At 60.5% G+C, this 3,131-nt stretch carries 2 protein-coding genes, 1 other RNA gene and 2 pseudogenes; 3 read left to right on the forward strand and 2 right to left on the reverse strand.

All coding sequences use genetic code 11. The annotated features are described in order from the left end of the window. The first annotated feature begins 26 nt into the window (after positions 1-26). Positions 27-1,028 (forward strand): glutathione S-transferase family protein, encoded by a 1,002-nt coding sequence (locus VGC33_RS06060; protein WP_331119855.1) that lies wholly within the window; start codon positions 27-29, stop codon positions 1,026-1,028. A 14-nt stretch (positions 1,029-1,042) separates the two neighbouring features. On the opposite strand, the gene VGC33_RS06065 is transcribed toward VGC33_RS06060, so the two are convergent. Then, complete coding sequence (locus VGC33_RS06065) at positions 1,043-1,933, reverse strand: LysR family transcriptional regulator (protein WP_331119856.1); 891 nt, start codon at positions 1,931-1,933, stop codon at positions 1,043-1,045. Between the two features lie 198 nt (positions 1,934-2,131). Here VGC33_RS06065 and VGC33_RS06070 point away from each other — a divergent pair. After that, positions 2,132-2,699 (forward strand): annotated as a pseudogene (locus VGC33_RS06070) (pirin family protein); the annotation flags it as partial. A gap of 89 nt (positions 2,700-2,788) precedes the next feature. Further along, positions 2,789-2,890, forward strand: a pseudogene (locus VGC33_RS23325) (cupin domain-containing protein); the annotation flags it as partial. Between the two features lie 66 nt (positions 2,891-2,956). On the opposite strand, the gene rnpB reads toward VGC33_RS23325, so the two are convergent. Further along, positions 2,957-3,131, reverse strand: an RNA gene (gene rnpB / locus VGC33_RS06075) — RNase P RNA component class A; the annotation flags it as partial.

Here is a 3,131-nt window from a genome sequence, read left to right on the forward strand (position 1 = left end):
TTCCACTGACAAAAAGGAGTCCGCATATGGGACTGCTCGTAGAAGGCAAATGGCAAAACAGCTGGTACGACACCAAATCCACCGGCGGGCACTTCGAACGCTCGGCAGCGCAGTTCCGTAACTGGATAACCGCCGACGGCAAAGCCGGCCCCGACGGACGCGGCGGTTTCGCCGCGGCCAACCACCGCTATCATCTCTATGTCTCCCTGGCCTGCCCCTGGGCGCACCGCACCCTGCTGATGCGCAAGCTCAAGGGCCTGGAAAACCTGATCCCGGTGTCCGTGGTCCACCCCCTGATGCTGGAAAACGGCTGGACCTTCGCCACCGATTTTCCCGCCGCCACCGGCGACCCGCTCTATGGCAAAAACTACCTCTACCAGCTGTATCTCGAGGCCGACCCCCGCTACAGCGGACGCACCACGGTACCGGTACTATGGGACAAGGTTGAAAAGACCATCGTCAGCAATGAATCGGCGGACATCATCCGCATGTTCAACAGCGCCTTCGATGGGGTCGGCGCCCGCGCCGGCGACTATTACCCCAAGGATCTGCGCGCGCGGATTGATGAAATCAACGGCTGGGTCTACGACCAGGTCAACAACGGCGTCTACAAAGCCGGCTTCGCCACATCACAGCAAGCCTATGATGAAGCGGTGGAAGGGGTATTCGCCGCGCTGGATAAGCTTGAGGAGATACTGGGCCGCCATCGCTACCTGACCGGCGACCGGCTGACCGAGGCGGACCTGCGCCTCTGGACCACGCTTATCCGTTTTGATCCGGTCTATGTCACCCATTTCAAATGCGATCGCCGCCGCATCGGCGATTATCTCAACCTCTCGGGCTTCCTGCGCGAAATTTACCAGATGCCCGGCATCAGCGACACGGTGGATTTTGCCCATATCCGCAACCATTACTACCGCAGCCACGCCACGCTCAATCCCCACGGCATCATCTCCATCGGACCGCAGGAGGATCTGGACGAACCGCACGGCCGCGACGATCGTTTCGGCCCGGCGGAGGAAAGCTGACCGACGCGGGACGCTCAGGCAAACAATTTGGGTATCTCACGCAAAAACCAGGATTTGGCCTCGCCCATGCTGTCGCGGCGCCAGGCCATGATAATATCGTTCTCCATGCTGTATTCCGGACCCACGACCCGCAGGCGTCCGGCGGCAATGTCCTCGGCCACCAGCGGATACGGCATGGTGGCCACGCCCAGGCCGGCCAGCAGCGCCCGGTGCTTATCCTGCATGGAGCTTAGCGTCAGGCGTTGCTGCTTGTCCAAAAGCTGCACGGTCAGCACCGGCCGCTCGCGGGCGGTGTCGGCTATGGCGATGCCGCGGTATTTTACCCGGGTCAACTCGGACAGCGGCTCCGGTTCCTGGTGAATGGGATGATCCGGGCTTGCCACGTAGACATTGAGGATTTTATACAGCTTACGGCTGTTGATTTCCGACGAGGTGCGAAAATGCATATCCGGCGCGATAACGATATCGGCCCGCCCCTGTTCCAGCCGCTCCCAGGCCCCGGCCAGCACTTCGGTAATAATCGACACCTGGGTATTGGCCTTGCGCGCCAGCTTCTCGATTAAGGGGTACAGCTTTTCGCTCGGCACCAGGGCTTCCGTCACCACGGTTAAATGGGTTTCCCAGCCGCGCGCCAGCGCTTCGGCGTCGGTGGTAAGTTTATCCGCCGCTTCCAGCAACACCCGCCCGCGCTCCAGCAACATCCTTCCGACGTTGGTAAACTTGGTGCGATGCCCCGAGCGGTCGAACAGCACCACGTCCAGCTCTTCTTCCAGTTTTTGCATGGTATAACTCAACGCCGACGGCACCCGGCCCAGTTCATCCGCCGCCGCGGCAAAGCTGCCGCGGCGGTCGATGGCGTCCATCACCCGTAATGCTTCCAGCGTTAATGCCCGTTCTCTCGCCATGCCCGGTCTCATTCAGGAAATTTGAATATACTGACCAGATTAACTTGCTAACAATCCGCCGTCCATACCCTTACTATTTATAAAATAAAGTTTTGACGCCTGCGGCCCCATATCGCCAGGCGCTATGATATGCACGCCATCCGTCCCTACATACAAAAAAATGGGCAATCCACCCATCCAGAATAAGCAGACAGAGCCATGATTACTTTCAGAACGGCGAAACAGTGCGGCCATGCCGACTACGGCTGGCTCCAGGCGCGTTATACTTTTTCCTTCGGCCATTTTTTCGATCCGCAGATGCTCGGCTATGCCTCCCTGCGCGTGCTGAACCAGGAAGTGCTGGCGGTGGGCGCCGCCTTTCAGCCGCGCGCCTATCCCTCGGTGGATATCCTGAACCTGATCCTCCAGGGACAGGCGGAATACCGCGACAGCGAGGGCCGCCATATCCAGGTCGCCACCGGCGACGCCCTGCTGCTGGCGGCGCAGGCCGGCGTTACCTACAGCGAACAAAATATCGGTTCGACGCCGCTGACCCGCCTGCAGCTGTGGATGGATGCCTGTCCGTCGCGGGAAAACGCCGGGGTCCAGCGCCTGGCGCTGTCCGACCAGCCCCATCTGCTGCTGGCCTCGCCGGACGGCGAAGACGGCAGCCTGCAGTTGCGCCAGCAGGCCTGGGTGCATCATGTGCGGCTTGAGGCCGGCCAAAGCCTGATGCTTGAATTAAAGGGGTCGCGTGCTTATCTGCAATCGGTGCATGGGACGATTAACATCGACAGCCCGCTCGAAACGGCCCCCCCGCCTCGCCACGGCGGCGCGAGCCAGGGCGACAGCGCCGACGGCGCGGCCAATCCCACCCTGCTGACCTGCGGCGACGGCGCGTTTATTCACAATGAGCGCCGCGTTAGGCTACGGGCGCAAACGCCGCTGCGGGCTTTATTGATTGATCTGGCGGATTAAGCGCGGAATTGAGGTCGGCGGGCAAAAAAAAACCCCATGCCATAAATAAGCATGGGGCTAACGCGATAATAGAGTTGACCGGTAAGCCGGGTTCTGTCGAGGACAATCATTCATCTAGGCCAGCGCTCGCGCGCTGGCTCAAGCAGCCTACCCGGGTTCAGTACGGGCCGTACCTTGTGAACCCCTATTTGGCCTTGCTCCGGGTGGAGTTTACCATGCCACAAACTGTTGCCAGCCGCGC

It is taken from the genome of Acerihabitans sp. (genome assembly GCF_036398755.1).
Lineage (GTDB): Bacteria > Pseudomonadota > Gammaproteobacteria > Enterobacterales > Enterobacteriaceae > Acerihabitans.

What these genes read in the sequence shown, in the direction of transcription:
- VGC33_RS06065 (WP_331119856.1), bottom strand. Translation starts at nt 1,933, where the DNA reads ATGGCGAGAGAACGGGCATTAACGCTGGAAGCATTACGGGTGATGGAC.
- VGC33_RS06060 (WP_331119855.1), top strand. Translation starts at nt 27, where the DNA reads ATGGGACTGCTCGTAGAAGGCAAATGGCAAAACAGCTGGTACGACACC.